The 26924-nt window shown below is 60.4% G+C and carries 26 protein-coding genes; 17 read left to right on the top strand and 9 right to left on the bottom strand.

All coding sequences use genetic code 11. The annotated features are described in order from the left end of the window. Positions 1-69 precede the first annotated feature (69 nt). The 13 genes from gbpA to AC4LE2_RS19380 all read left to right on the top strand — a co-directional run bounded on the left by gbpA (position 70) and on the right by AC4LE2_RS19380 (position 11581). Positions 70-1524, top strand: coding sequence for an N-acetylglucosamine-binding protein GbpA (gene gbpA, locus AC4LE2_RS19440; protein ID WP_491827563.1), 1455 nt, complete (start codon positions 70-72; stop codon positions 1522-1524). A gap of 59 nt (positions 1525-1583) precedes the next feature. Then, complete coding sequence (locus AC4LE2_RS19435; protein ID WP_491827561.1) at positions 1584-2093, top strand: cytochrome b; 510 nt, start codon at positions 1584-1586, stop codon at positions 2091-2093. A 499-nt stretch (positions 2094-2592) separates the two neighbouring features. Continuing rightward, positions 2593-4437, top strand: a complete 1845-nt coding sequence (gene gspD, locus AC4LE2_RS19430; protein WP_491827560.1) for a type II secretion system secretin GspD — start codon at positions 2593-2595, stop codon at positions 4435-4437. Beyond that, on the top strand, positions 4430-5860 hold the full coding sequence (locus tag AC4LE2_RS19425; RefSeq protein WP_491827558.1) for a GspE/PulE family protein: 1431 nt from the start codon (positions 4430-4432) through the stop codon (positions 5858-5860). The genes gspD and AC4LE2_RS19425 overlap by 8 nt, the downstream gene beginning before the upstream one ends. Continuing rightward, positions 5857-7047, top strand: a complete 1191-nt coding sequence (locus AC4LE2_RS19420; protein ID WP_491827556.1) for a type II secretion system F family protein — start codon at positions 5857-5859, stop codon at positions 7045-7047. Before AC4LE2_RS19425 ends, AC4LE2_RS19420 begins: the two co-directional genes overlap by 4 nt. Further along, on the top strand, positions 7048-7485 hold the full coding sequence (gspG, locus tag AC4LE2_RS19415; RefSeq protein WP_491827554.1) for a type II secretion system major pseudopilin GspG: 438 nt from the start codon (positions 7048-7050) through the stop codon (positions 7483-7485). Beyond that, the gene (locus AC4LE2_RS19410) at positions 7473-7955 is read left to right on the top strand and encodes a prepilin-type N-terminal cleavage/methylation domain-containing protein (protein WP_491827552.1); all 483 of its coding nucleotides are present in this window, start codon (positions 7473-7475) and stop codon (positions 7953-7955) included. Before gspG ends, AC4LE2_RS19410 begins: the two co-directional genes overlap by 13 nt. Then, a complete protein-coding gene (gene gspI / locus AC4LE2_RS19405) occupies positions 7952-8290 on the top strand; it encodes a type II secretion system minor pseudopilin GspI (protein ID WP_491827550.1) in 339 nt (112 codons plus the stop codon). Before AC4LE2_RS19410 ends, gspI begins: the two co-directional genes overlap by 4 nt. Then, positions 8283-8822, top strand: coding sequence for a type II secretion system protein GspJ (locus AC4LE2_RS19400; RefSeq protein WP_491827548.1), 540 nt, complete (start codon positions 8283-8285; stop codon positions 8820-8822). The genes gspI and AC4LE2_RS19400 overlap by 8 nt, the downstream gene beginning before the upstream one ends. Continuing rightward, on the top strand, positions 8819-9655 hold the full coding sequence (locus AC4LE2_RS19395; protein ID WP_491827546.1) for a type II secretion system minor pseudopilin: 837 nt from the start codon (positions 8819-8821) through the stop codon (positions 9653-9655). The genes AC4LE2_RS19400 and AC4LE2_RS19395 overlap by 4 nt, the downstream gene beginning before the upstream one ends. Beyond that, positions 9652-10701 (top strand): hypothetical protein, encoded by a 1050-nt coding sequence (locus AC4LE2_RS19390; protein ID WP_491827544.1) that lies wholly within the window; start codon positions 9652-9654, stop codon positions 10699-10701. The genes AC4LE2_RS19395 and AC4LE2_RS19390 overlap by 4 nt, the downstream gene beginning before the upstream one ends. Continuing rightward, positions 10698-11144 (top strand): type II secretion system protein M, encoded by a 447-nt coding sequence (locus AC4LE2_RS19385; protein ID WP_491827542.1) that lies wholly within the window; start codon positions 10698-10700, stop codon positions 11142-11144. Before AC4LE2_RS19390 ends, AC4LE2_RS19385 begins: the two co-directional genes overlap by 4 nt. Positions 11145-11209: 65 nt before the next feature. Further along, a complete protein-coding gene (locus tag AC4LE2_RS19380; RefSeq protein ID WP_491827541.1) occupies positions 11210-11581 on the top strand; it encodes a YgiW/YdeI family stress tolerance OB fold protein in 372 nt (123 codons plus the stop codon). Between the two features lie 20 nt (positions 11582-11601). Here AC4LE2_RS19380 and AC4LE2_RS19375 read toward each other — a convergent pair whose 3' ends face one another. Next, complete coding sequence (locus AC4LE2_RS19375) at positions 11602-12858, bottom strand: MFS transporter (RefSeq protein ID WP_491827539.1); 1257 nt, start codon at positions 12856-12858, stop codon at positions 11602-11604. Positions 12859-12971: 113 nt separating this feature from the next. On the opposite strand from AC4LE2_RS19375, the gene AC4LE2_RS19370 reads away from it, so the two are divergent. Together AC4LE2_RS19370 and AC4LE2_RS19365 are read left to right on the top strand one after the other, a co-directional pair. Beyond that, positions 12972-13859 carry a LysR family transcriptional regulator gene (locus AC4LE2_RS19370; RefSeq protein ID WP_491827537.1) on the top strand — a complete coding sequence of 296 codons (888 nt, stop codon included), beginning with the start codon at positions 12972-12974 and terminating at the stop codon, positions 13857-13859. A 22-nt stretch (positions 13860-13881) separates the two neighbouring features. Next, positions 13882-14574 (top strand): aspartate/glutamate racemase family protein, encoded by a 693-nt coding sequence (locus tag AC4LE2_RS19365; RefSeq protein ID WP_491827535.1) that lies wholly within the window; start codon positions 13882-13884, stop codon positions 14572-14574. Between the two features lie 9 nt (positions 14575-14583). Here the strand turns inward: AC4LE2_RS19365 and AC4LE2_RS19360 are convergent, their stop codons facing one another. The 8 genes from AC4LE2_RS19360 to AC4LE2_RS19325 all read right to left on the bottom strand — a co-directional run bounded on the left by AC4LE2_RS19360 (position 14584) and on the right by AC4LE2_RS19325 (position 24768). Next, positions 14584-15759, bottom strand: coding sequence for a BaiN/RdsA family NAD(P)/FAD-dependent oxidoreductase (locus AC4LE2_RS19360; RefSeq protein ID WP_491827533.1), 1176 nt, complete (start codon positions 15757-15759; stop codon positions 14584-14586). After that, on the bottom strand, positions 15756-17135 hold the full coding sequence (gene dbpA / locus AC4LE2_RS19355; RefSeq protein ID WP_491827532.1) for an ATP-dependent RNA helicase DbpA: 1380 nt from the start codon (positions 17133-17135) through the stop codon (positions 15756-15758). The genes AC4LE2_RS19360 and dbpA overlap by 4 nt, the downstream gene beginning before the upstream one ends. A gap of 56 nt (positions 17136-17191) precedes the next feature. Beyond that, the gene (gene mdtD, locus AC4LE2_RS19350) at positions 17192-18619 is read right to left on the bottom strand and encodes a multidrug transporter subunit MdtD (RefSeq protein WP_491827530.1); all 1428 of its coding nucleotides are present in this window, start codon (positions 18617-18619) and stop codon (positions 17192-17194) included. Positions 18620-18722: 103 nt separating this feature from the next. After that, positions 18723-19418, bottom strand: a complete 696-nt coding sequence (locus AC4LE2_RS19345) for an RraA family protein (protein WP_491827528.1) — start codon at positions 19416-19418, stop codon at positions 18723-18725. 195 nt (positions 19419-19613) lie between these two features. After that, positions 19614-21362, bottom strand: a complete 1749-nt coding sequence (locus tag AC4LE2_RS19340) for a cyclic-di-GMP receptor FimW-related protein (RefSeq protein ID WP_491827526.1) — start codon at positions 21360-21362, stop codon at positions 19614-19616. 122 nt (positions 21363-21484) lie between these two features. Further along, complete coding sequence (gene asd, locus AC4LE2_RS19335; protein WP_491827524.1) at positions 21485-22375, bottom strand: archaetidylserine decarboxylase; 891 nt, start codon at positions 22373-22375, stop codon at positions 21485-21487. Between the two features lie 9 nt (positions 22376-22384). After that, complete coding sequence (locus tag AC4LE2_RS19330; RefSeq protein WP_491827522.1) at positions 22385-23200, bottom strand: rhodanese-like domain-containing protein; 816 nt, start codon at positions 23198-23200, stop codon at positions 22385-22387. 47 nt (positions 23201-23247) lie between these two features. Then, entirely contained in the window at positions 23248-24768 is a 1521-nt protein-coding gene (locus tag AC4LE2_RS19325; RefSeq protein WP_491827521.1) for an HDOD domain-containing protein, read from the bottom strand. A gap of 132 nt (positions 24769-24900) precedes the next feature. Between AC4LE2_RS19325 and motA the strand changes: the two genes are divergently transcribed. Both motA and motB read left to right on the top strand, forming a co-directional pair. Beyond that, positions 24901-25752 carry a flagellar motor stator protein MotA gene (gene motA, locus AC4LE2_RS19320; RefSeq protein WP_491827519.1) on the top strand — a complete coding sequence of 284 codons (852 nt, stop codon included), beginning with the start codon at positions 24901-24903 and terminating at the stop codon, positions 25750-25752. Positions 25753-25755: 3 nt separating this feature from the next. Then, positions 25756-26805, top strand: coding sequence for a flagellar motor protein MotB (gene motB / locus AC4LE2_RS19315; RefSeq protein WP_491827517.1), 1050 nt, complete (start codon positions 25756-25758; stop codon positions 26803-26805). The last annotated feature ends 119 nt before the right edge of the window (positions 26806-26924 follow it).

The raw sequence follows: 26924 nt of genomic DNA, 5'->3' as shown, positions 1-26924 counted from the left end.
GAATTTAGAGTGCGCCTCCTCTGGCGGGACTGTCCGCTCGGAGCACTATGACGTCCGAGGACTTTTTTCATGAAAGGAATTTTGAAGCCCACTCAACTCGCGTTGGCCATCTGTGCCAGCATGGTTGCCGGGCAGGTAGTGGCGCACGGCTATTTGTCTTATCCACCTTCGCGCGCTGCGTTATGCCAGCAAGGCTTGAACGCCAATTGCGGGCCCGCTCAGTGGGAGCCGCAAAGCGTTGGCGAAACGGCCAAAGGGTTCCCGGCTTCGGGGCCCGCTGATGGTCAACTGGCTAGCGGCGGTAAATCCCTTGGCGCGGCGCTTGACGTTCAATCGGCTGAGCGTTGGACCAAGACTGAGCTTGCCGACCGTAATGTCACCTTCGATTGGCAGTTCCTGGCGGCCCATCCGGCTACCCGCTTTGAATACTACATCACCCGCCAGGGCTGGAATCCCAATGAGCCGCTAACCCGTGCGGCGCTGGACGCCGAGCCGTTCTGCAGCTTTGAAACCAATAACGTGATACCGATTGACGGTGCTGCCGGTGGCGTCGGTCCGCTCCAGCACAAGCATGCATGCACGCTGCCCGCCGACCGTTCTGGTTACCATGCGCTCTATGCCATCTGGACCGTGGGCGACACGGACAACGCGTTTTACAACGTAGCTGACATTGATATCACCGCTGAAACAGGCCCGGCGCCTATCGATGGATGGCAGGGCGTTGCCAACATCCCGGCTGTTCAGCTGTTGTTACCCGGCGATAAGGTAACGGCCCGTGCTTTCCGCAGCGGTACTGAAAGCCCCGAACATAGCGTAATGCTGGACATCCAGTCAGCCGAGCAGGGCCAACCTGCCAATTGGGCATTCGACTTGGCCACTAAGATCAATGCCACTCAGGCGCAGATCCGTGCGGGCGCACGTACCAGTGAAGGCCAAATCGAGCCCGTGCGCGGCGCTAACAGCATCTATGCCAAGGCGGACTCTGGCGTCACCAACTACCAGATGGCCTTCGAACTCAAGCCTGATACCGAGGCGCGGCTTTCGCTACAAAACCTGCAACCGTCCTATGAGTTAGTGAAAGGCCAAGCGGAACTGGGCTTAACGGTGCGCACCAACCGCCGCCTTAACATCGAAGCTGGCTTGTATGACGCCAACCATAAGGCGGTCGGCAGTGTTCGGCAGACTGTAGAACCTGGTGACAGCGTGATCAACCTTGAGGCACGCGGCATGCCAGGGGACTACAGCCTAAACATGATCGGCAGTACTGAAGATGGCCGTGCCAACCTTCAGGTCAGCGAGCCGGTTCAGCTTACTGGCGAGGGTGCTGCGGACTACGACCAAGTGTTCCCTAGCGGGCTAGGTACCTACAAGGCCGGTACGCGTGTTCTACAGCCCAAAGACGAGCGTGTGTACGAGTGCAAACCCTTCCCCGCAGAGGGCTGGTGCAACATTTACGACCTGAACGCTACCCAGTATGAGCCGGGTACCGGCAGTCACTGGGAAGACGCCTGGATCGCTCGCTAACAGCGGCCATAGCGAGGCTACCCCGGTGCATCTTGCCGGGTTAGCCGAAGGAAAGCTTCATGACTACTGAACCGTACTCGCAGGCTCAGAAGCTGCTTCACTGGCTCTCGGCCGCCGTTATCTTATGGACGCTATCTACCGGATTTTATGTGGCGCTTGTGGCCGTCGATCCAGACATCAAAGCCTGGGTTGGGTGGGTTAACGTCTCGCTGACTACCTTGTTCATCCCCCTGTTCATCTGGCGGTGCTGGTTGGCTTGGAGGCATCGAGTGACGCTGGTGGCACAGCGCCGCGCACCCATGGCTCGCTTGGCGAAAGTAGTGCACGCCATTATTTATCTGACCGTAGGGGTGGTGTTGCTAACCGGCGTGCTAATGATGGAACGCTCCATCGTGGTGTTTGATTGGTTCGCCCTGCCGCAGCCTTTGCAGGACCCTGCCCTTATCGGGCTGTTCCATACGGTGCACAGTGCTAGTTGCGCAGTGCTAGCTGTGCTGGTTGGGCTGCATATTGCCGCAGTCATCAAGCATGCGCTCAAGGGCCAGTCGGTACTGGGCCGTATGCTATGAGTAGCTTCAGCCCTTACGTGCTGTGGGTATTGCCGATCATTACGGTAATGGGTGGCGGTTGGGCTGTTCGCAATGCCTGGCAGATGCCGTTACCAGAAACGCCCGCCCCGCCGGTTGCCGCCCAGGCCGTATCAGAAGCGCCTATATTATCGCCTCACGCGCTCGTACGGTTATTCGATCTGCCTTCGACTTTGCCACCCGCGCAAGCGCAAACGGCGCTAAAGCTAAAAGCCAGTGTTGTGGCTGGGGCAGATTCCCGAATTCTTGTAGAGCACGCAAGCCAGGTACACGGGTACCAGGTGGGTGACACGCTCCCAGACGGCAGCCAGCTCCGCGAGGTGAATGCGCAGGGCGCGGTGTTGTGGCGGCGCGGCGAGGCAGTGTTACTGCCTTTTTCAAAAGCGACTGCCAGCCCTTTATATTTGAAAGCAATTGAAGGGCAGCCAGCCGCAGGCACAAAGCACCATCTGCGCCCCAGCCCCCTGGTAGATATCCAATCATGAAACCTGACAGGCTTGTGTTAGCCCTGGTGCTGGCCGCCCCGCTTCTGTTTAGCGCCTCGGGTTTGCGTGCCGATACCTGGATGCTTTCCATGGAAGATGCCGACGTTGCAGATGTTGCAACCGAAGTTGCCAGCATTCTCGGCCTGACTGCTATCGTCGATCCCAAGGCCAAGGCGCGTCTGACCGTGCGCTCAGACCAAGCGCTGGACCGGCACCAGGTGCGCGAACTCTTTTACACCGTACTCGAAAGCAGAGGGCTGGCAGCGGTGGAAGAAGAGGGGCATCTTTTAGTGGTCCCCGCCGCTGACGCTAAGGCGCGCGCCGCCAGCCGCACCGACTTGGGTATAACAACCCAAGTGTTGGCGCTCCATAGCGCACAAGCCAGTGATCTGGCGGCATTGCTTAAGCCTTTGGCCTCGGCCCAAGGCTACGTAGGGCCTTCTGCGTCTGCCAATGCACTGGTTATTACCGATACGGCAGCCAATGCACGCCGTCTTGCCAACCTGGCGCAAGCATTGGACAACGGTGAGCAAGCAGGCCATGACGTCCTAGCCCTGAAGTACGCCGACGCCAGCGAGCTGGCCACCTTGCTTGACCAGGCCAGCCATCGCAAGGGCGACGACACTCCCCGTGTCATTGCCGACCCTGCTGGCCGCAAGCTCGTACTGCTCGGCCCTCCGGCGCTGCGTGAGCGGCTGAAAGCGCTGGCCTTGAACCTGGACGTGCCACGAGCGACTGACCGTAATGCGGCAGTGATTCACCTTAGGCACGGCGATGCCAGGCAATTGGCTGAGGTACTTGACCCGTTAAGCCAGCAGGCAGGCGAGCCGGTTGATGGGTTGCCCCAGCAGCGTGGAGGGGCGGTGCAATCGGCGACGGTGCGCGCCGACGAAAGTCAAAACGCGCTGGTCATGATCGGGCCGTCCAAAGCTATTCGCACGTTGCAAGCCTTGGTTCATCAGCTCGACCAACCTCGCGCGCAGGTGATGATCGAGGCCGCCATCGTTGAAATCAGTGGCGATACCAGCGAGGCGTTGGGTGCACAGTGGGGGCTGCAGCGTGGAGACCTAGGCGGCTCGGCCAGCTTCCCCGGTACCGGCATCGCTCCGCTCGGTAGGCTGGCCGACGAGATCGAGTTACCTGACGGCGGTTTGCTGCGCCTGGGTAATGATCGTTTCAGGCTGCTGATATCAGCCCTCGCCAGTAATGTGAACAGCAACCTGTTGTCCACGCCCAGCCTGATGACCTTGGACAATCAGGAGGCGGAGATTCTGGTAGGCCAGAACGTTCCTTTCCTGACCGGGAGCTATGCCACCGGTAACAATGGTTCGGATAATCCATTCACCACGGTGGAGCGTCGGGATGTCGGGATCAAGCTCAAGATCCGCCCACATATCAACGACGGCGATGCCATGCGCCTGGAGATCGAGCAGGAGAACTCGGAGGTTGCGCCTACTACGGACCCCGCTGTGAAAGACCTGATCACCAACAAGCGCAGCCTGAAAAGCACCATCCTGGCTCGGGACGGGCAGATAATCGTACTGGGTGGCTTGATCAAAGACAGTGTCCGCCAGACTGAAAGCGGTGTGCCAGGGCTCAAGCGCCTGCCTTGGGTCGGCCGCCTGTTCACCTGGCGGCGTGATACTCAGGTCAAAACCAACCTGATGGTGTTCCTGCGGCCAACGGTAATGCGCGAGCCAGCAAGCCTGAGCGGTTTGGCTGAGCGGCAGCTGCAGCGGGCACGGCAGACCGAAACCGAAGTGATTGACGACCCACGTGGGCGCCGCGTGCCTAACGCTGCGCAAGCACTCTTCGAGGAGGCAAGGGGCGCTGATGAGTGAGCTGTTATTGCCTCAAGTACCGTTCCGCTACGCCTCGCACACGGGTGTTTTGCTTGAGGGCACTGCGAAATCGCCCATCCTGGTCTGCCGTGGCCAGCCCGCCTGGGAGGTTTGCGCGGAGGCCCGCCGCTGGCTAGGGCGCGAGCCTGGCCTGCACATCGTTGACGAAAGCACCTTTGCACAACGTTTGGCACATCATTATCAAGGCGACGATCAAGACGCGTTGCAAGTGGCTGAGCGCTTGAACGAAGACCAGGACCTTAATCGTTTGGCAGTGGAGCTGCCGCACAACTTGGATGTGCTTGAAGACCAGGCAGAGGCCCCGATAATCCGGCTGATCAACGCGCTGTTGGCGCAGGCAGTACGGGAGCGGGCATCCGACATCCATTTGGATACCGAGGAGCATGCCGTTGTAGTACGCCTTCGCGTAGATGGGCACCTTCGCGAGGTGTTACGTACGCGCCGTGAGGCCTCCTCGTCGCTCGTGTCCCGGCTGAAGGTAATGGCTGGGCTGGATATCGCGGAAAAGCGTATCCCGCAAGATGGGCGTATTGCCTTGCGCCTGGCAGGCCATGACATTGATATTCGGTTATCTACGCTGCCGTGTGTGCAGGGGGAACGGGTGGTGTTGCGGCTGTTGGACCGCAACGCAGTACCGGTCAGCCTCGCACACATCATGCCTGCCGGCCCTACCTTGGAGCGGCTACACCGAGTACTCGCAAAGCCACATGGTATTTTCTTGGTAACCGGGCCCACCGGCTCGGGCAAAACCACCAGCCTTTACGCGGCATTAGCTAGCCTGCGGGAGCAGGCGCGCAACATTCTCACCGTGGAAGACCCCGTGGAGTATCACCTGCCCGGGATTGGCCAGTCGCCCGTGAACACGGCAGCCGGCATGACCTTCGCGCGGGGGCTGCGCGCGATTCTCCGGCAGGATCCCGATGTGGTGATGGTGGGTGAAATTCGAGACAGGGAGACAGCCGAGGTGGCAATCCAGGCCGCGCTTACAGGCCATCTGGTTTTGTCTACCTTGCACACTAACAGCGCGGTAGGAGCGGTTATCAGGCTGCTGGACATGGGCGTGGATACGTATTTGCTAGCATCCAGCCTGACAGCCTTGCAATCCCAACGCTTGGTGAGGTTGTTGTGCCCGCACTGCAAACAGCCCGGTCAGAAGGGAGGGTTTGAGCCGGTAGGTTGCGAACACTGCCGCCATGGCTATCGTGGGCGTATGGCCCTGTACGAACTGGTAGAGGTTGACTCATCGCTCACGCTGGCTATCCATGATGCCGCCAGTGAGCAGCACCTTGAACAGCTGGCCCGCCAGCAAGCACCAGGCCTGGCAGCTGCAGGGTTAGAGGCAGTAGCGGCAGGCCTCACTAGCCTGACTGAAGTGCGCCGTGTGGTGCAGGTTGGGTCATGAATCGCTACCGCTTTCGCGCCGAAGACGCGCAGGGTCACACGCACCAAGGCGTAGAAAGCGCCGTCAGCCCGGCGGCATTACGCCAACAGCTGCGCTCACGCGGTTGGGTGCCCCGTCATATAGCGGCCGCTACTCGTAGCGCACGCACAAGGAAGGTTGCAGGAGCGGAGCTCGCTCTCGCGACTCGCCAACTCGCTACCTTGCTTCAAGCAGCGGTTCCACTGGCGGATGCCTTGGGAGCCGTGGTTAGGCAAGTGCCCGGCACCCCTATGGGCCGTGTATTCCAGGCGGTGCTCGGCGCGGTGATAGAAGGGCGCAGCCTCGCCTCGGCCATGGCCGCTGAGCCTGGGGTGTTTTCTAACCTTTACCGCACCACCGTGGAGGCGGGTGAGCAGTCAGGCCACCTTGGCCAGGTGCTAGAGCAACTCGCTGACCACTTGGAAGCACGCCAGCTTACGCGCCAGCGCCTCATTACAGCGCTGGTATACCCCGTGCTATTGCTGCTAGTGAGTGCACTGATCGTGGCGTTTTTGCTGGGTTACGTAGTGCCGGATATCCTTGCGCTGTTTACCGGAAGTGGGCAAGCACTGCCGTGGCCAACGCGGGTGTTAATGAGCTTTACAGGTTTTTTGGACAAGGCATGGCCCTGGCTCGCTGGGCTGTTGGCGTTTGCGGCTTTTACTACCCCAATCCTCTTGCGCAGGCCCAACGTGCAGCTTCGCGTAGATACCTTGTGCCTGCGGCTCCCCCTGCTGGGCTCGACCCTGCAAAATGCCGAGGCTGCTCGGTATATCAGCACGTTGGCGATCATGCTCGGCAGTGGAGTGCCGTTATTGGCGGCGTTGCGGATTGCAAACGCCGTGTTGGGCAATACCGCGCTTCGTATTCGCTTGGCCGGCGTGGCCGAACGTGTGGCCGAAGGCGGCGCACTGGCATCGGCACTTCAAGCGACCGGAACCCTCAGTGCCTTGATGCTGCAATTGATCACGAGTGGCGAGCAGTCCGGCAACCTCGCCGTCATGATGCACCGCGCCGCCGACCAGCAAGAAAAACTCCTTGCCAATCGCCTCGCCGTAATCCTCAGCCTCTTCGAGCCCCTGATGCTGGTCGGGATGGGGCTCGTGGTCATGTTTATCGTAATGGGCGTATTGCTGCCCATCCTCAGCCTTAACCAACTGGTAACTTGAATGCGCATAGTGCATCGGCACCTCGCTGCTCAGCGGGGCTTCACCCTGATCGAAATCATGATTGTGGTTGTAATCATTGGCGTGCTGGGCGCCTTGATCGTGCCCCAATTCATGGGCCGGCCCGAACAAGCCAAAATCACGGCGGCCCGCAGCGATCTCAAAGCCATCACCACAGCGATCGAAATGTACCGGCTGGATAACGGCCATTACCCCAGTACCGAACAAGGGCTGGCAGCGTTGGTAACACGGCCCCAAGGCGAGCCGCCGGCCATGAACTGGAGCCCCCAAGGTTACTTGCGGCAAGTGCCCGTGGACCCATGGGGCACACCCTACCAGTACGCTTTGGCCGGCAGTGTGTTCACGCTGCGTTCATTCGGTGCAGACAAACAACCGGGCGGTATCGACGGGGCTGCAGATATTGACGCGTGGGCGCCTTGAGTCGAGGCGCTCAACGCGGCTTTACGCTGCTTGAGCTTCTGGTAGTCATGGCTGTGATAGGCGCAGTGCTCGCTACGGCAAGCCTCGTTGTAGGCCCTGACCCTCAACGCCAAGGCCGTCACACGCTGATGGAGCTAGGGGCCCGCTTGAGTGCGCTGCGCGAGCAAGCGGTGTTGCTTGACCGCCACTATGGCGTTGCATTGAGTGAAGGGCGATGGCAGGCAATGGGGCTGCACGAAGGGGCGTGGGTGGCGCTTGAGCCTACAGGCGTTTTGGTTGACAACCTTGCCTGGCAGCTAAGGGTAGGTGGTCAGCCCGTGCCGCTGCCCACCACAGTGCCCGGCGCCCCTCAGCTACTGGCATTGGCCAGCGATGAGCTGAGCGAATTCGAGCTGAGCCTGCAAATGAACGCAGAGCGCATTGGGGTGCTGCACAGTGACGGTGCCCGTGACCCGGAGGTGAAACCTTGAAGGGGCAGCAAGGGTTTACCCTGCTGGAATTGCTGGTCGCTCTGGCGGTGTTTGCCACCCTGGCGGCGGCAGGGGTATCAGCTGCGAATTGGAGCGTGCTCAGTCAGCAGCGGTTGGAGGCACGCTGGTTCGCCAGCATTGCGCTAGATAACCACCTTCATCTCCTGAGTCTGGAGCCCGAATCTCTACGTGCCAACAGCATCGCGCTGACCTTTGCCGGTAACCAGTGGCGGCTGGAGCAACGCCTCGAAGCCTCTGGGGCTCACACCCTGAGTGTGAGTGAGGCGTCTAATGGCGAACGCCTGGCCTATTGGTCGAGCCACGCTGATGAGTAATAACCAGGCGGGTTTTACCTTGGTGGAGTTACTGATCGCCGTTGCCTTGTTTGCAGTGTTAGGCATCGCCTGTGCACGCCTTTTCGACATGATTTGGCGGGTAGAGCAAGGAGTATCTGCCCGCAGTCAGACACTACGTGAAGTACAGCGCACCTTCACCGCCGTGGAGCATGATGTTACGCATGCCGTCACCTGGTATGCGCCGTTTTATCTGGATCAGCAGCAACTGACTTTCGCCAGCGCAGGGTGGCGCAACCCTTTGGACCTGCCGCGCAGTGAATTGCAACAGGTGAGCTATCGGGTCGAAGGTAGTGAACTCTGGCGCCATGCACGAGGGGATAACGGTGCAGCTACTCAACGCCGGCTACTCGGTGAGCTTTTAAGTGCTCGCTGGCAGGTGTTGGCTGCCGACGGCCAGTGGTTGGACACGTGTGAAGCACACTGCCGCCCTCTCGCACTGCGCCTGACCCTTGAGCACAGCTTGTATGGTTCACTGACCCGCGTACTACGTTGGCCAGGGGCTGGTCATTGAGCCAACAGCGAGGAATGGCGCTGCTCAGCGTGCTGTTGATACTCACCCTGGTCCTGCTGCTGGTAGGAGGATTAATGCGCCAGCAGCGCGTGACCGTGGCGGCCACTGTCATGCAATTGGACACCCTGCAGCTACGCCAGGCCCTGCTGGAAGGGGAGGCGCGTCTATTGAAGCAGCTTCCCCGATGGGAGCGCGCACGGGCCGGGCCTGTCCACCTCGACGCGCCTTGGGCCCAACCGCGCACCTGGACATTAGAAAACGGTACGCGTTTACAGGGCAAAATCGTCGACTTGACGGGCCGCTTCAATCTGGCCTGGCTGGCACGTCCGACGGGTTCAGAACAGTTCCGACGCCTACTGCACGTGCTGGACCTGACGGAGGTCGCCCTGCCCGAGACGCCTCTGCCAGCCTGGCGTGATCTTAGCCAGGCCCGTCTTTTGCCCGGCGTCACACGGCCTTGGCTGGCGCGGCTGGATCCGCACGTTGCCTGGATGCCGACCGCTGCGCGGATCAACGTAAACACAGCCGAGGCGCCCTTGCTGGCAAGCCTGGGCGTACCCTTTGACATTGCAGTGCGCTTGGTAGGCGAGCGCCCACCGGGCGGATTTTCGACGGTACAGGCATGGCGCGACCAGCCTGGACTGCAAGGTGTTCCCTTGCAAGCTGGTGACCTGGCTGTGAATAGCCGTTGGTTTCGCCTGGAGGTAACTGCCCAATACCAGCAGCGAGGCCTGAGTTTGCGTTCGGATGTGGAATTGGCCACTGCTAACGGGCGCCCGCAGGTGCTTAGGCGCTGGATACGTGCCATCCATGAAGAGGCCTCAACCCCATGACCACCTGGCTGTATGTGCTACCGCAGCAAGCCTCTGACCTGGACGCTCAGCCGTGCTGGCTGATACGTGACACTGGCGAGGTGACCAACATCGTACTGGCTGACTGTACCCGCAAGCTTAAGGGCGAGCCGGTACAGGTACTTTTGCCGATGGAGCGCTTTGGCGTTCACCGCTGCGCGCCATGGCGGCACCGCCGTAAGCCAAGTGTCGAAACCCTGCTGTTTGAGCTAGAAGAGCATTTGCTGCAACCGCTCGAACAGCTTAAGGGCTGGCGCGGCAGTAAGGATGCAAGCGGCTGTTATGACGTATGGGTAACAGATGCAGAACACTACGACGCGATAGTGAGTTACCTGAGAGAGGTTTTACCTGGCATGGTCGGCGTGTACATCGATGCAGAGGCATGCACCCCTGCTCAACCAGGCGCCATGTGGCTGGGTGACCGCTGGCTGGTGGGCGGTGAGGGCTTGCCCAGGCTCGCTGCCAGTGATCCTTGGTTAAGCGCCCTAGAACAGGCTGGCGATCAACCTATCCCGCGGCTAGCGACGCCTTCTTCCTTATGGCAACTGTTAGAGCGTTCCAAGGGCCTGAACCTGCTCGACAGCCGCCGTAAACCGAGCGCATGGCCTTGGGCAGCCACGTGCGTGATAGCGCTTGGCGCTTTCGGGTTGGTAGGGGCTGCCGAATACCGTGTGGGCTCAACGCTGGCGGCCAGCAACTTTATTCTTGCTCAGCGCAATGAGCTGCGCCTCGCCCAGCTGTACCCAGGCCATCCATCAGGCCCTGAGCAACTAGCACACCTCTTTTCCTCCGGAGCATCCAAGCCTATGGCCTGGCTGCCTCAGCTAGCAGGCCTGCTGCATCAGTTGGATGCTATGCCTGGCGTACGTGTTCACACCATTGAGCGCGGGCCCGGTCAGCCATGGCGCCTTAGCGTAAGTACGGGCCGATTGGAAGACATTCATCTCGACCCTACCCAGTGGCGCCTGCTGAATATGACAGCCGAAGGTGGGCGTTGGCAGGGCACGTTGGAAGGGGTAAAGCCGTGAATGTAGGCGCGCGCTGGCAACAGTCCTCAAAACGCGAGCGGCTGGGGCTATTGCTCATGGCGGCCGTGCTTATTGCCGCCGCGTTAGGTCGCTTTGTATGGTCACCGCTGGTGGAGCGCAGTCAAGCGGCCTGGGCCGAGCAGGCCGAGCAGGTGTTGCTGGCGCGGCGCCTGGCCAGCGCAACGGTGGAGGCATTGCCTGAGCCACCGTTCACTGCCGACCAACTCCATGCGTATTTGATCGAGGTAGGGCTAGTGGTGAAGCGCATGGATGTAGCGGCAGCCCGTGTACAGATGACCGTGGAAGGCGACGCCGCTGCGGTATGGCAGTGCCTGGAGCGCTTGGACCGCTCTGCGCTGAGCCTTGAAGCCCTAAGGCTTGAAAGGGAGCAGTCTCGATTACGGCTGATCCTCACCGTGTCGGGCCTTGCTCGACCGGCTTAAGTTTGGCTTCAGCCAGGCGCGTTAGCCTGGCTCCATGTGATCGATAACCCATTGGAGAAACGCCCATGAAAGCCCTTATCGCTGCTGCTGGCCTTGCATCGTTGATGTCCGCTACTGCTTTTGCTGCCTATTCCGGCCCTAATGCCGAGCAGGGAGCTGCGGGCACTGCGCCGCAACAGGTTGAGACGGTCAAAGCCGCCCTTGCCGCCCCGGACGACGCGAAGGTGGTACTGGAAGGCCAGGTCACCAAGCGTATCAAAGGCGATCATTACGAGTTCACCGACGGTACCGGCACTGCAAACGTTGAAATCGACGACGACAAGTGGCCTGCTGGTGCTCAGGTCAACGAAAAGCAGCGGGTTCGCTTGATAGGCGACGTGGACAAAGACCACGGCAAGGTGGAAATCGACGTAGATCAGGTGCAGGTACTGAACTGATCGCTGCTCAAGAAACCGGCTTAGGCCGGTTTTTTATTGCCTGGTAATACAGGAAGCCGTGCCAGCTTGATAGCCACCGCCAAGGCAAGCACAAGCAAGGTACCGATAAACAACCCTATACCGTTCCAGCCACCCAGGTGCCAAGCCACACCGCCCAGGGTGCCTGCCAGGCTGGAGCCCAGGTAGTAGCTGAACAGGTACAGTGAGGAGGCTTGCCCCTTGGCTTGGGTAGCACGCCGCCCGATCCAACTGCTGGCCACCGAGTGGGCACCGAAGAAGCCGAAGGTGAATACCAGCATGCCCGCCAGAATAGCGCCTAGCGGTGGCAGCAAGGTGAGCACTAGCCCCACCAGCATCACGGCAATCGCCACCCAGAACATCTTGCGACGGCCATATTTATCGGCAAGGGCACCCACCTGTGCCGAGCTATAGATGCCCGCCAGGTAAACGATCGACAGTAGCCCCACCGCCGCTTGGCTGAGCGCATAAGGGTCGGCGAGCAAACGATAGCCAATGTAGTTGAACAGGGTGACGAAGCCGCCCATCAGCAGGAAGGCCTCCAAGAACAGCCATGGCAGGCCGGCATCCTTGAAATGGACCGTGAAGCCTTCGAGCAAGGTGCGTGGGTTGAGCGTACGGCTACGGAAGTTACGCGAAGGCGGCAGTATTTTCAGGAAGACCACGGCGGCACCCAAGGCCAGCCCGCCGATCACCAGCGTAGCGATGTGCCAACTTACGTAATCGATCAATACACCTAGGATCAGCCGCCCGGACATGCCGCCAATGGCATTGCCACCAATATACAAGCCCATGGCCAGGCCAATGTGCTCGGGGTGAATTTCCTCACTCAGGTATGTCATGGCCACGGCCGCCACGCCACTAAGCGAAAGGCCAAGCAGCGCGCGCATTAGAAGAATCCCGCCCCAATTCGGCATCAAGGCACTGGCGACTGTGAAGAAGGCTGCGCTGAATAGCGCCGTCACCATCACAGGCTTTCGCCCCACCCGGTCGGAAATAGGGCCCGTAATGAGCAGGCCGATGGCGAGCATACCGGTAGACACTGACAGAATCAGGCTGCTTTGCGCTGCATTGATGGAAAACTCACCGGACAGCAGCGGCATCATCGGTTGCACGCAGTACAGCAAGGCGAAGGTGGCAAACCCCCCGCAGAACAGCGCCAGAACAGTACGCAGGAACTGCGGCGTGCCTTTTTCGATCCAGCGGTCGGCGTCTGAACCGATAGGGGATGCAGGTGCGGTGCGGGCGGGGTCAGCCATGACGGTTTTCACAGGGTAGCTCTGAGGATAGGAGGCTTGGAAAAGCATATAGCTGGCTAAACATGACTTCCAATATATTATTCGACCTGTTTTATAGGTTTCGAGTATCGTTCATGGAGCTTCGTCACTTACGTTATTTCATCGCGGTTGCTGAACATTTGCACTTCGGCCGCGCCGCCGAGGCGCTTGGCATTAGCCAGCCACCGCTCAGCCAGCAGATCCAGGCGTTGGAGTTGGAAGTAGGCGCTCGGCTGTTTGACCGCACCAACCGGCGAGTTGCGCTAAGCGAAGCTGGCCGTCTGTTTCTGGACGAAGCCCGACATGTACTGGCCCAGGTCGATAAAGCCGCTGATGTAGCTCGCCGTGCTCAACTTGGGGAGTTGGGAGAACTCAAGATCGCGTTCACCTCTTCAGCCCCCTTCAATTCAAGTATCTCCAAAGCCATTCATGCGTTTCGTACAGCGTTCCCGGCGGTTCACTTGCATCTACGCGAAATGAGCAGCCAGGAAGTCGCCGATGCCTTGCAGGAGAACGCCGTCGAAATAGGGTTCATGCGCCCCTTGCCATTGCCGGAGACGCTGCACCCTGTGGAACTGTTCAGAGAACCCTTAGTGGCGGTGGTGAACGCCAGCCACCCATTGGCGGCATTACCGGAGGAAGCATTACCTTTGGCAGCGCTGGCCGAAGAGCCGTTTGTGTTCTTCCCGCGCAGTTACGGCAGTGGCCTGTATGCGCAGTTGCTGGCCCTCGCTCAAGCAGCGGGTTTTAGCCCTCATTTTGCTCAGGAAGCTTCCGAAGCCATGACCATCATTGGGCTGGTATCCGCCGGGCTTGGGGTGTCAGTGTTACCTGCTTCGTACCAGGCCATTCGTATTTCCGGCGTGGTATACAAGCCCTTACTGGATGAAGCCGCCGACTCAGCGGTGTGGCTGGTGCGCCGGTCGGGGCCAGGTTCGGCAATGGCGGAGGCCTTTACTCAATTGCTATTAGGGCATCGGTAGTCAATTCATAACGGAGGCACATATGCGAGCGCTTGGGATCATTGGCGGGATGAGTTGGGAGTCCACGGCTACCTACTACCGGTTGCTCAACGAAGGTGTACGCCAGCGTAAGGGCGGCTTGCATTCAGCGCCGCTGTTGCTTCATTCGGTGGACTTCGCCCAGGTTGCCGCCTTGCAGAAAGCGGGTGAATGGGAAGCTGCCGGCGCATTGTTGGGCGAGGTTGCTCAAGGCCTAGAGCGTGCCGGCGCTACGGCATTGCTGTTGGCCACCAATACCATGCACAAGGTCGCCCCCGCCATCGAGGGCGCGGTACAGATTCCGCTTTTACATATTGGCAACGCAGTAGGCAGTCGGCTCAAGGCCCAGGGCGTGCGCAAGGTCGCACTGCTGGGCACTCGATTTACCATGCGAGAGCCTTTTTATGGCGAGCGTCTAGCCCAACAGTTCGGCCTCGACGTGCTACTGCCTAGCGATGTGGAAATGGATGAAATCGACAGGGTGATCTTCACCGAGTTGTGCCTAGGCCACATTCGACCTGAGGCTAAAGCCTACTACTTGGCATGCCTGGCCCGCTTACACGCCGCTGGTGCCGAAGCCGCTATCTTAGGATGCACCGAGATTGGCTTGCTCATCCAGGCGCAGGATACTGACCTACCCCTAGTGGACAGCACGGAAGCGCATGTGGAAAGCGGCTTGGCGTGGATGTTGGGGTAGGCGTGGGCCTTAGCACACCTCTCCAGCCGCATGCCCGGACGCCCACGCCCATTGGAAGTTGAAACCACCTAAGTGGCCGGTAACGTCCAATACTTCGCCGATAAAGTACAACCCTGGGCTTTTGAGCGATTCCATGCTCTTGGAAGAGACTTCTCGGGTGTCCACGCCGCCCAGGGTGACTTCTGCGGTGCGGTAGCCTTCGGTGCCCGCCGGGGTCCAGCGCCATTCGCTCAGTTGGCTGGCCATCGCGTGCAACTGGCCGGGGGTGTATTGCTTCGTCGGCCGGGAGTCGAAGCCATGCTCGCACAGCAGCTGCGCCATCTTTCGGGTAAACACCTCCCCTAGCACGGTGCGAAGCTCTGCATTGGGGCGTTCAGCCTGCTGGGTAAGAAGCCAGGTCACCGCGTCGTGGTCCGGCAGCAGGTTGAGGGTCAGCGTGTCGCCTGGCTGCCAGAAGGACGACACCTGTAAGATCGCCGGCCCGCTCAAGCCCCGGTGAGTAAACAGCACATTCTCTCGAAAGCTGTGGCCGTTGCAGGTGGCGATGCAGTCCACCGAGGTGCCTGATAGCTCGGTACACAGGGATTTGAGCTGATCGGTGATGGTAAAAGGCACAAGGCCTGCGCGGGTGGGCAGCAGGGTATGGCCAAACTGCGCGGCCAGTTGGTAGCCAAACCCGGTAGCCCCGAGGGTGGGGATGGATAACCCACCCGTAGCGACCACCAATGATTCGCAGCTCAACAGGCCGGCGCTGGTGGTCAGGCGGTAGCCGCCGGTGATGGCCTCTACCTGCTCCACCCGGGTGTTCAGGCGCACTTCGGCGCCGGTACGCTCACACTCAGTAAGCAGCAGCGCCAGGATGTCGCTGGCCTTGTTGTCGCAGAACAACTGCCCGAGCTTTTTTTCGTGATAAGGCACGCCATGCGCTGCGACCAGGCCGATGAAGTCCCACTGGGTGTAACGGGCCAAGGCGGATTTACAGAAGTGCGGGTTCTGCGACAAGAAGTTCGCAGGCTCGGTGTACAGGTTGGTGAAGTTACAACGCCCACCCCCAGACATGAGGATTTTCTTGCCGGCTTTGTTGGCGTGGTCCAGCACCAGCACCTTGCGCCCTCGGGCAGCGGCAGTGACGGCGCACATAAGGCCCGCCGCGCCTGCACCAATGATGATGACGTCTGGTTTCACAGCAGGCGTACCCGAAGAGAACGGCCTTTGATCTTGCCCTTGTTGAGCCGGTCAAGCGCCTGCTTGGCCACGCCGCGCTCTACGGCTACGAACGCTTGGTAGTCGAAGATGGCGATCTTCCCAACCTGCGCGCCAGGGATACCCGCGTCGCCTGTGAGCGCACCGAGAATGTCGCCAGGGCGCACCTTGTCTTTCCGGCCTGCGGCAATGCATAAGGTCGCCATGGCCGGAACTAACGGCCCGTCACCCTGGTTGGTCAATTCTTCCAGGGGGCGCCAATTGACCTGAGACTTCTGCAGAGCCTCGATAGCTTGGGCACGGTGAGCCTCAGCCGGGGCTACCAGGCTTACCGCCATGCCGCTCTGGCCCGCGCGGCCTGTACGGCCTACGCGGTGGATATGGATTTCCGCATCCCGCGCCAGCTCTACGTTGATCACCAGGTCCAAGGCCTCGATGTCGATCCCCCGCGCGGCGACATCGGTCGCGACCATCACCGTGGTGGAGCGGTTAGCGAACAACGCCAGCACCTGGTCGCGGTCGCGTTGCTCCATGTCGCCGTGGAGTGCGTTGGCACTGATGCCCTTGCTTACCAGCAAGTCGGTGAGTTCCTGGCACTGCTGGCGCGTGAAGCAAAAGGCTACACAACTTTGAGGGCGGAAATGCCCCAGCACTTTAAGCACTGAACTCAAGCGTTGCTCGGCATCGACCTCGTAGAAGCGTTGCTCAATCTTGCGGTCGTCATGCAGCGCCGCCACTTTGACCGTGCGCGGGTTACGCATGAAACGGCCCGCCAGTGCCTCAATGCCCTTGGGGTAGGTGGCGGAAAACATCAACGTCTGCCGCCGGCTTGGCGTTTGCTCGATGATCGCAGCAATGGCATCCACGAAACCCATGTCCAGCATGCGGTCGGCTTCGTCCAGTACCAGCGTATTCAACCCGCTTAGCACCAGGGTGCTTTTGTCCAGGTGCTGCTGCACTCGGCCTGGCGTGCCTACGATGATGTGCGCGCCATGCTCCAGCGAACCCACCTGCGGGCCGAAGGGCACGCCACCGCACAAAGTAAGCACCTTGATGTTGTCTTCGGCACGGGCCAGGCGACGGATTTCCTTGGCGACTTGGTCCGCCAGCTCCCGCGTGGGGCATAGCACCAAGGCCTGGCAGCCAAAATAACGGGGGTTGATAGGGTTCAGTAGGCCAATACCGAAGGCGGCGGTTTTGCCGCTACCAGTGCTGGCCTGGGCAATCAGGTCTGTGCCTTCCAGAATGACCGGTAGGCTATGCGCCTGTATCGGTGTCATCTGGGCATAGCCAAGCGATGCGAGATTAGAGAGCAGGGCTGGCGACAGCGGCAAGGTTTCAAAAGCGGTGGCGGTCACGGCAAGGTCCTGCGCGAAAAAATGTGGCGCAGTTTAGCAGCCTGTGACCGATCCCCCTATGCGTCTGGCCCAGGCGGCGGACGAACTGCGCGCAGGCCTACCTGCGGTGACAGCTGTACGAAAATGGTGGCAGCAAACATGGCCATCAAACCAATGGTCAGGAAGGTGAGCTGGAAGGCGCCCAACACACTTTCGATACCATCCTGACCGATAGTGGACTCGAACCCTCCCAACAGTGCGCCTGCGCATGCCACCCCAAGGCTCATGGATAGCTGCGCCACCACTGCCAATAAGCTGTTGCCGCTACTGGCTTCCTGGTCACCCAGGTCAATCAATGTGACGGTGTTCATTGCCGTGAACTGCATGGAGTTGATGGCGCCCAGTACCGACAGGTGGGCCAGCAGCAGCGGATACGGGGTATCGGCACTTACCAGGCCCAGGCTTGCCAGCATTACACCTAGCGCGAGGGTGTTGCCGGTCAACAATTTGCGGTAGCCGAAGCGCTCGATCAGCGGGCGGGCCAGCGGCTTGGCCAACATGGCGGCGGCAGCCAGTGGGATCATACTCATGCCTGCCATGGAGGGGGAGTAGCCCATGCCCACTTGCAACAGCAAAGGTACCAGGAAGGGCAGCGCACCTGAGCCCAACCGGGCGAACAGGTTGCCTAGAATCCCCACTGCAAAGCTGCGCGTACGGAACAGGCTGGCAGCGAACAGGGGCGCTTCCATATGCACGGCCCGTAGCCAATAGGCAGCCAGGCAGGCCATGCCCGCGAACAACAACAGCATGACCCGCAGGTGCGGCAGGTTCAGCTCTCCAAGGCCTTCCATGGCGATCGTGATCAACACCATGGCGGCACCGAACAGCCCAAAGCCCAGGCCATCGAAGCGGGTGCGCTCGCCGCCGGGCAATTCGGGCAACAAGCGCCGAACGGCTACGCAGCCTAGAATCCCTACAGGCAGGTTAATCAGGAAGATCCAGTGCCAAGTGAGGTACTCCACCATCCAGCCGCCCAGGGTTGGGCCGATCAACGGCCCTAGCAGGCCTGGTACCGTAATGAAGCTAAGAATGCGTACCAACTCTGAACGAGGGTAGGCACGCAGCACCACGAGGCGGCCCACCGGCAGCAGCAGAGCACCGCCAAGGCCTTGAAGGATACGTGCCGCCACTAAGGTGGGCAGAGTGGGTGCAATCGCGCACAGCAGGGAGCCAAATGTGAACAACCCGATGGCATACGTGAACACCCGCTTTATGCCGAAGCGGTCCGCCACCCATCCCGATGCAGGGATCAGCAAAGCAACCGTGAGCATGTAGGCGATGACCACGGACTGCATGCGTAAAGGGTCTTCGGCCAGATCTCTGGCCATGGCAGGCAGAGCGGTATTGAGGATAGTGCCGTCCAGCGACTGCATGAAGAACGCGATGGCTACCACCCAGGGTATCCAGCGCGCAGTAGTGGGGTCGAGGTGGGCGTGAGTAGGCATAACCGCTCTTTTTAAGGTTCGGCCCGCGATCGAAAAGTACAGGCTAGCGACGGACTCGACGTTCTGACCATCCATGGTCGAGAAAGTCGCACGGGCGCTGCGATCAGATCGGGCAGCCCTTGGCGCGGAGAATCGCGTCGAAACGGTTAGGGTCCAACGTGCCGTTGGCAATACCCTCCAGGGTGGCGCGCTCACGGGCCAGCAAGTCGTTACAGCGCTGCACCAACTCAGGTAATTCAGCCCTGGCTGCTGCGACTACGCCGTCGCCGTCGCCGATCATCAAGTCCCCTGGCATGACCAGCATACCGGCACAGGAGATCGGAACATTGATTTCGCCACCGCCATCGGTGCTGGGGCCACGGTGCACGGCACCAATGGCGTACACCGGGAGTTCGCCGGTTTGCCATTCATCCACGTCGCGCAGGGCGCCGTTGATGACCACACCAGCAATGCCTGCCTTGAGCGCCATTGCCCGCATGATGCCGCCGAACACTGCGCGCGTGAGGTCGGCGCTGCCGTCAATGACCAGCACATCGCCAGGGTGGGCCATTTGCATGGCTTTGAGAATCATCAGGTTGTCGCCAGGGCGCACGCGAACCGTCAACGCGCTGCCCAGCATGGGCTTGTTGCCGTGAAACGCCTTGAGGCCAAGGCCGCCTACATTACGGCCGAGGCAGTCGCTTACGGCGGCGGCGGGGATTTTGCTGAACTCGCTCAACCACCTGGGATCGAGGGGCTGGACGTTGGGGTTGATCATGTAGCCTGCGGGCCATTTGCTCGAAGATACGACATCAAACATGAATAAAGCCTCGTTAAAACCGAGCAAGACCTTGCAAAGACCTTGGCGTCGGCGCTTGTCGGCGCAGTGGGAAAACCGTATTTGGGATAAGTAAGCTTAGGCCCGGGCTCCGGTTGCTCGCAAGCGTGACGCACGGGCTGGCTTAACAGTAGCTGAACCGTTGCAGCCCAGGGCTTGCTTGCGTGTCTGTGCGGCTTATAAGTCTCGCCACAGCGAGTCGAAGTCCTCTTCACGGCCGGTCGTTTCAGGGTGTGCCGAAGCGACAGGGGTCGTAGCCTGCTCGGCGAATTGGTATTCGAACTGATTGAAGCTGCCAGTGCTGGTCATTTGCTTCAATAGATGGGCGCGGTGTTCCTCACCATGGATATTGAGCACTACCCGGTGGCCTTCCTGAAAGGGCAGGCGTGGCGCCAGCAGGGTGGCGGGAATATCGATGGCGCGGATTTCCGGCAGCACCAGGCCGCGTAGGTATTCGCTGTGGGGCGCATCGTTACGGACCAGCTGCAACCCGCATGGCTGGGCATGAGGGGCGATCAATTCGATGCCCATCTGGGTACCACCCTCGCGGACCTGGCGAATCCAGCGTACTGCCGCCACGCTCCAGCCATGCGCAGGCGTGTCCTGAATGCCCACCAGTTCTCCCGCCTGCAACTGAGAAGGGACGTCCTTGCGCCATGCCAGGCAATAGCCGCCAGGGCTATGGTTAATGATTTGGAGGCTATAGGTAGGGAACTCAGGGGGTAGCGTGTGCTGCGTGGGCCCTTGAGTGTGGTACTCGATCTCTTCCACGGCAGGGACTTCCATCACTGGGCCCCATCCCGACTGTTTACCTAGCGCATTGAATTGCGCCGAAGTGCTACTGCCTGGCAGGCCGAGCTGTTCGCCGAAGGTTTGCTCGCTGCCCAGGTAATAATGCATGGCGCTCATACCGATACACACCGTGAGGTTGCCTTGCCCTGGTGTACGGTCGAAGGTGCGTTCGGCCACATTCCCCCAGGCGGCCGCCACGTGTTGCAATAAATCGATACCCACCCCTGTCGGCACAGTCAGCGGCGCCTGGGGCCGCTGCTCTATGGCAAGCTCAAGATAGGTGTGGATCTGCTGAACCAGTGGCGTGGTATCCAACCCTAGCAAGTCAGGAAGGTGTGCGTCTTCGAAGAGTGTCTTGTAGCGCGGCGGGCCATCGACGGTTGGGGCTACCGCAAACAAGCTGCTGGCTGCGAGCGCGGACTGAATGCGCACGAATTGACTCCAGCTTTCAAGCATCTCGGCCAAACGCATAATGGCGCTCTGGCGCATCTGGTTGCAGCGTGCGCTGCCAAGCAGTAAGGCTGCGGCATACGCCTGCTCTGACGTGAGCGCCTTGACATGGTGCGCCATTGGGTCTGCCACGGCGGTGTGCTGAACCTTATGTTCGCAGGCCACCAGGTAGAGGTTGTGAAGCTCAAGCCATAGCCGCTCGGGAACCGGGCAGTACAGCAGGCTGGCGCGCACCAATGGGCCGTACAGGCAATGAATGGCGCGCTGTACCGAGATGGCCATCGCCGTGGAGTGGTCGCGGCTTGCCGTGGCCATGCGTACCACGATGATCTTGTAGCCAGCGGCCAGATGGCTTTGCAAGGCCTGGCACAGGTTGGCTACTTTGCGCGCCCGCTCGTCAAGCACAATGGCCTGGTTTAGGAAGTGCCGCTCCAATTGCTTGCACACGTAATACACCTCTGGCCGAAACAGCTCCAGTAACTGCAGGCGGCTTTCGCTGGGTGTGATGAGTTGATTAAGCTCGGTCAGGCCCTGGTAGAGCAGGCGGGCCGTCTCACCGATATTGGCTTTGGGGAGCGCCGCTATCCAGTGTTTGAGGTCACGCGGATTCGCTTCGCAGAACGATAACGTGTTCTGCGAAGGGGTAGGCGCGCGTAACGACACATGGGGGCTGGGGCGAGGCATCCGTGATTCCTGGTCATCGTCCGAGGCATGGCGGCTTCAACCGGTATGCTTATGGCCGCGGGGCCGTCGTTAATCAGACTTTACCAGCAACCGGATTACATCGCACCCTGACGCAAAATACTTTAAGACGCACTGGTGGGCACGACCAAAGACGTGCTGATTGGCATGCCCAGGGCTTGCCCCATGCGTACGGGTGCAACCGCCGCCAGGGCGTGCCCCCAGGTAACTTGATCCGGCCCGAACAACAGGATTACCGTAGAGCCCAATTTGAAGCGACCCATCTCTGCGCCCTTTTCCAAATGGATAGGCCCGCGTGCCGCTTCGTCATAGCGCCAGCTCTTGAGTTCACGTTTGGGGGGCGTCACCAGCCCGGCCCAGACGGTTTCGATGGACGCCACGATCATCGCCCCCACCAATACCATTGCCATAGGCCCGCGCTCGGTGTCGAAGAGGCACACCACACGCTCGTTGCGTGCGAACAGTTCGGGGACGTTCTCGGCGGTGGTCTGGTTTACCGAGAAAATTCGCCCAGGCACGTAGATCATTTCACGCAATGTACCGGCCAAGGGCATGTGAACCCGGTGGTAGTCGCGAGGCGCCAGGTACACGGTTGCGAACTGACCACCCATGAAGGGCGCGGCGTGAGCAGGGTCGCCGCCCAACAGCTCCAGCACGCTGAAGCTGTGACCTTTAGCCTGGAATACGCGGCCGTGTTCGATTGGCCCCAACTGGCTGATTGCACCGTCTGCCGGGGCCAGCACTGCACCGGGGGTAGGGTCCAGCGGGCGTGCATCTGGCTTCAGCGCCCGGGTAAAGAACGCGTTGAAATGCTCGTAAGCGGCCAAGTCTTCTACCTGGGCCTCGCTCATGTCTACGTTGAAGCGTTTGGCGAACCAGCTGATGAAAGTGTTTTTCACCCAGCGTGCACGGCACTCCGCAAGGGAGCCTGCCAAGCGAGAAAGCAGGTGGTGGGGCAGCAGGTACTGAGAGAGGATAAACAGTCGATCTTTCATTGAGAGCCCTTAAACGTCGACAGGGGTGTCAGGCAGATTGCCCCATTCGCCCCAGGACCCGGCATAGGCCTTGACTCGGGGGTAGCCCAGCGCCTTGGCGGCCAGGTAGGTAAAGCCGGACCTGTGGTGGGTCTGGCAGTGTGTAATCACTTCTTTGTCAGGTGTAATGCCCAGACCTTCGAGTACCTGACGCAGGTCCGTGCGCATGCGCAACGAGCGTGAGGTGTCCATGCCGGCGGTCCATTCGAAGTTCACCGCGCCAGGGATATGACCGCCGCGGGCGGCTACGCGCTTTTGCCCAGAATACTCCAACGGCCCGCGGGCATCCCAGATAACGAGGTCCGGGGCGCCTAGCCGTTCACGGATGTAGTCGTGAGTCGCGGTAGGTGCCGAATGCACGGTGAGCTCAGGTTGGCCCGATAAAGTAGGCGGCAGCTCGATACTCAGCTCGCGGCCTTCAGCCTGCCATGCCAGCAAACCTCCATCCAGGTAGTGATAGCGTTTGTGCCCGATCACGTCCAGTAGCCAGATGAACCGGCCAGCCCAGCCGCCGCCTTCGTCGTCGTATACCACGTAAGTGACGTCTGGCCCATGGCCCAGTTCCCCAAATAATTGGCGAAGGGTGCTGATGTCGGGTAGCAGGCCTGGCGCAGGTGCCGTGCCCAGTTGGGTACGAGCCGGTGCAATAAAACGGGCGCCAGGGATATGCCCAGCGGCGTAGCGGGCTTCGCTGGTGAGGTCTACCAACACCAGCCCAGGCGCGTTCAGCCGCGCTGCCAGGTCGGCAGGTTCGATTACCAGCCCAAGGCCGGAGAAATCAGCCATCCAAGCGCCCTCCAGAGTCAATCAAAGGTCAGATTGTAGCGCAACCACTAACGCCTGCGCGTACTGAACACCGCCAAGGCCCGCTCGATACATTGCGCCGTTTTACCGAAGGCCTGCACGCTGGTGTCTGCCATGGGCAAACCACCCTGGTCTGCCAAGAGCAGCATCACCACACGGTCTTGGCCCGCAATGGAACGCAGGAGCAGGTGTTCACCCCTGAACATTACCCGCAGGCTGGCAGGGATCAGCCGTGACAGCGAGGCGTTGTTCTCAGGGGTAAGCCGTAGTTGGCCAGGGCGCTCAACCAGCCTTTGCAACAACGGCGCATGGCTTAGCACCATGCTGAGTTCGGCAGCTGCCTTAGGCAGCCCGGCAATCTGGTGGACGCGCAGGTTGGCTTGCGCCTTGTCTACCATCAGTAACGCAATCCGACGCATACCGCATGCTTGCAGCGCGTCTATGGCAACACCGGTCAGGTGCATGGCGTTATTGAAGGGGCTGGGCTCTGTCAGTAGCGTGGCGCAGTGACGCCGCCACAGCGCCAGTGCCTCGGTGTCAGGCCCTGCGACTGGCAGCAGGCCGGCATGCACGCGCCGTGTACCGGCAGGCCAGGGCAGGGTTACGGCCGGATGCCACAGGTGCGGCCCGCCGTGCGCGTGCGCGCTTTGCACGGCCTGTACGTGAGCCTGCTGTTGCACCTGCTCCAGCGGTGCCTGGGTATAGAGCGCCAGCAGTTGCTGCCAGCGTTCCACGTGAGGGGTGTACCAGCCCTGCTCGCACGCCAGGGCCATGCCATTGGCAAGCAGAATGGTGGTAGCGGGCTGGTTGAGCCAACGGTACAGCTCAGGGTTTGCATCAAGCTGGCGCTGCTGGCCAAGAGGGTCGTCTTCATGGCGGGCGATTAGCATGCTCTTGGCCAGCAGGCGGCGCTCTTGGGTCAGTGCCCGGTAGCCTCGCTGCACCCAGGCCGGCAGCCGCCAGTATTCGGCCAGGGCCTTGCACAGGTCGAGCATGCGCACCCCAAACAGCTCTCGCTCCACCTGGTCGGGGTTCTCGCCTTTATGAAGCACGCGCAAGTCCCACTCTTCGAACAGCTTGGGCTCGGTCATTGCCAAGGGCCACAGCGGTGCCAGGAACAGCAGGCTCCCCCAGTGAATTTCCTGCCACAGCCGTGCCAGCCGCGCCGCGAAAAAGCCACTGGCTTGTTGGGTCGCGTGCTGGCTCACCAATTGCAACTGGCGCAGGGGCAGGGGAATGGCCTCGGGTTCCAGTGCCGGTACGCGGGCCAACAATTCTTCAATGCGCTTGAGCCCTAGCCGGTTCAGAGCGATTTCCAGGCTCTCGGCGGGCTCGACCAGGTTGCTATTGGCTTGCAGGTTGGCCTCGCGTATCACGTTGAGTACCAGTGCCGGGCTGTCTTGCATGCATTCAGCGATGTCTCGCAGCGAGCTGCGGCTATCATTGAGCGCAGTGCATACGCGTTCGTGACTCAGGCGAGGCACAGGAATGCGGACATTACCAAGCGACTTGACCCATGCTTCGATGTTCTGCTGCCGGACTGCTGACATAGAGAAGGCGCACTCGCTGAACTGGTTTTTACGAATCGTCACTATAGTCTGGCGCAGGGCTGCCGATAGGTAGAAGCAGAGATTGAAGCGGCCTCGTGCCAGTTTTCCCACGTTTCGAAGTAGTCCAGACCTATGGCTAAAATTATCGGCATCATCGTCGTGTTCGCTAGCGTCCTTGGCGGATACGTACTTTCCCACGGTAAGATCGCTGCCCTGATCCAGCCTTTCGAGGTGTTGATCATCGGGGGCGCCTGCCTTGGTGCGTTCCTCCAGGCCAACCCTGGCTCCATGACGATGCACGTCCTCAAGAAGTCCTTGAAGATGTTCAAGTCCCGGTTCACCCACGCGTTCTACCTTGAGGTATTGGGCCTGGTCTACGAAATCCTCAACAAAAGCCGCCGCGAAGGCATGATGGCTATCGAGAGCGATATCGAAGACGCTGCAGCCAGCCCGATCTTCGCCAAGTACCCAGCCGTACTCAACGATGCACGCATGACAGCCTTCATCTGCGATTACTTGCGCATCATGTCCTCTGGCAACATGGCCCCCCATGAACTGGAAGGGTTGTTCGACATGGAGCTGCTGAGCATGAAAGAAGAGCTTGAGCATCCGTCTCACGCGGTGCAAGGCATCGCTGACGGCCTGCCAGGGTTCGGCATCGTGGCCGCAGTGCTGGGGATCGTGGTCACCATGGCCTCCCTGGGCGATGGCGACAAGGCGGCTATCGGGGGCCACGTGGGTGCGGCCCTGGTGGGTACCTTCTTCGGTATTCTCGCGGCTTATGGCTTCTTCGGCCCGCTGTCCACCACCTTGGGCCACGATGCCAAGGAAGAAATGAACGTATTCGAGGCTATCAAGGCGTCCTTGGTCGCGTCGGCTTCCGGCATGCCGCCTACCCTGGCGGTGGAGTTCGGGCGCAAGGTGCTGTATCCCGCGCACCGCCCCAGCTTCGCCGAGCTTGAACAAGCAGTGCGCGGGCGCTAACCCATGGAAAATAACCAGCCGATTATCGTCAAGCGTGTAAAGCGCTTTGGCGCCGGGCACCACGGGGGTGCCTGGAAAATTGCCTTCGCCGACTTCGCTACCGCGATGATGGCGTTCTTTCTGGTGTTGTGGCTGCTATCTGAGGCAACGCCTGAGCAGAAGCTGGCCATTGCCGGTTACTTCAAGGACCCAATCGGCTTCACGGAAAGCGGCTCACCCTATGTGATTGACTTGGGCGGGTCGCCACAGCTGGCACCAGACCATACGCTCAATCCAGAAACCAAAGACGCGCCGCCCAGGCCTGAAGCAGAGAGCCAGGTGACGCCGAACGAGGCTGAAAACATCGCAGAAAAGCTCGAAAAGGACCGCCTTGAGTTGCTGCTGCAAGAGCTACAGAACAAGGTGGACGAAAATCCGCAACTGCAGAAATTCAAAGACCAGATTTTGTTCGAGATTACTCAGGACGGCCTGCGCATCCAGATCATGGATGCAGAAAACCGGCCGATGTTTGACCTGGGCAGCGCGCGCCTCAAGTCGTATTTCGAGGATATCCTGCTGGCCATGGCGGATACCATCAAGGAAGTCCCCAACAAAGTGAGTATCAGTGGCCACACAGACGCCAAGCCCTATGCGGCCAGTGCTGACTTCGGCAATTGGGAACTGTCGTCCAACCGGGCTAACGCGGCACGTCGGGCATTGGTGGCAGGCAGCTACCCGGAAACGCAGATAGCCCGCGTGGTGGGGTATGGTTCGTCGTCATTGTTTGACCGCAAAGACCCGCTTAACCCGGTCAACCGGCGGATCGACATCATCGTGCTGACCAAAAAGGCCCAACGCGACATTGAAGGCGACCAAGCCACGCCGCCTGCAACACCGGCGCCTGCGCCTGGCGCACCTGGAAGCGCCGCTCCGGGAGCCGTCGCTCCTGCACCTGCCACGAACCCGGTGGCAGGGCAGAACCCTGTGGTTCAGCCGCGTGAGTTACGGGAAAAGCTCAACATCTTCGACAGCGGCGCCTTGAAGATGGACGCGCCGCAGGGCAAGCAGCTGTAGCCGCAACCTGCTGCTATCCTCCACGCAGGTAGGGGCCAACGGCAGGTGGCGAAAGCCCTCGCACCTTCTAACGTTTGCGGTGCGCGTATTCGCCAACTTTCGTTGGGCTCCTACATACA

The organism is Pseudomonas sp. 9.3L (assembly GCF_058536285.1).
The sequence above is the reverse complement of the archived record's forward strand: the minus strand, read 5'-3'. Positions and strand labels throughout refer to the sequence as shown.

Bases quoted from the DNA above. Each gene is read 5' to 3' on its own strand.
- AC4LE2_RS19400 (WP_491827548.1), top strand. From the start codon at position 8,283: ATGAGTAATAACCAGGCGGGTTTTACCTTGGTGGAGTTACTGATCGCC.
- AC4LE2_RS19390 (WP_491827544.1), top strand. From the start codon at position 9,652: ATGACCACCTGGCTGTATGTGCTACCGCAGCAAGCCTCTGACCTGGAC.
- AC4LE2_RS19340 (WP_491827526.1), bottom strand. From the start codon at position 21,362: ATGCCTCGCCCCAGCCCCCATGTGTCGTTACGCGCGCCTACCCCTTCG.
- gbpA (WP_491827563.1), top strand. From the start codon at position 70: ATGAAAGGAATTTTGAAGCCCACTCAACTCGCGTTGGCCATCTGTGCC.
- AC4LE2_RS19365 (WP_491827535.1), top strand. From the start codon at position 13,882: ATGCGAGCGCTTGGGATCATTGGCGGGATGAGTTGGGAGTCCACGGCT.
- AC4LE2_RS19370 (WP_491827537.1), top strand. From the start codon at position 12,972: ATGGAGCTTCGTCACTTACGTTATTTCATCGCGGTTGCTGAACATTTG.
- AC4LE2_RS19420 (WP_491827556.1), top strand. From the start codon at position 5,857: ATGAATCGCTACCGCTTTCGCGCCGAAGACGCGCAGGGTCACACGCAC.
- AC4LE2_RS19330 (WP_491827522.1), bottom strand. From the start codon at position 23,200: ATGGCTGATTTCTCCGGCCTTGGGCTGGTAATCGAACCTGCCGACCTG.
- AC4LE2_RS19425 (WP_491827558.1), top strand. From the start codon at position 4,430: ATGAGTGAGCTGTTATTGCCTCAAGTACCGTTCCGCTACGCCTCGCAC.
- motA (WP_491827519.1), top strand. From the start codon at position 24,901: ATGGCTAAAATTATCGGCATCATCGTCGTGTTCGCTAGCGTCCTTGGC.
- AC4LE2_RS19375 (WP_491827539.1), bottom strand. From the start codon at position 12,858: ATGGCTGACCCCGCCCGCACCGCACCTGCATCCCCTATCGGTTCAGAC.
- gspD (WP_491827560.1), top strand. From the start codon at position 2,593: ATGAAACCTGACAGGCTTGTGTTAGCCCTGGTGCTGGCCGCCCCGCTT.
- AC4LE2_RS19435 (WP_491827561.1), top strand. From the start codon at position 1,584: ATGACTACTGAACCGTACTCGCAGGCTCAGAAGCTGCTTCACTGGCTC.
- asd (WP_491827524.1), bottom strand. From the start codon at position 22,375: ATGAAAGATCGACTGTTTATCCTCTCTCAGTACCTGCTGCCCCACCAC.
- AC4LE2_RS19380 (WP_491827541.1), top strand. From the start codon at position 11,210: ATGAAAGCCCTTATCGCTGCTGCTGGCCTTGCATCGTTGATGTCCGCT.
- mdtD (WP_491827530.1), bottom strand. From the start codon at position 18,619: ATGCCTACTCACGCCCACCTCGACCCCACTACTGCGCGCTGGATACCC.
- motB (WP_491827517.1), top strand. From the start codon at position 25,756: ATGGAAAATAACCAGCCGATTATCGTCAAGCGTGTAAAGCGCTTTGGC.
- AC4LE2_RS19325 (WP_491827521.1), bottom strand. From the start codon at position 24,768: ATGTCAGCAGTCCGGCAGCAGAACATCGAAGCATGGGTCAAGTCGCTT.
- gspG (WP_491827554.1), top strand. From the start codon at position 7,048: ATGCGCATAGTGCATCGGCACCTCGCTGCTCAGCGGGGCTTCACCCTG.
- AC4LE2_RS19345 (WP_491827528.1), bottom strand. From the start codon at position 19,418: ATGTTTGATGTCGTATCTTCGAGCAAATGGCCCGCAGGCTACATGATC.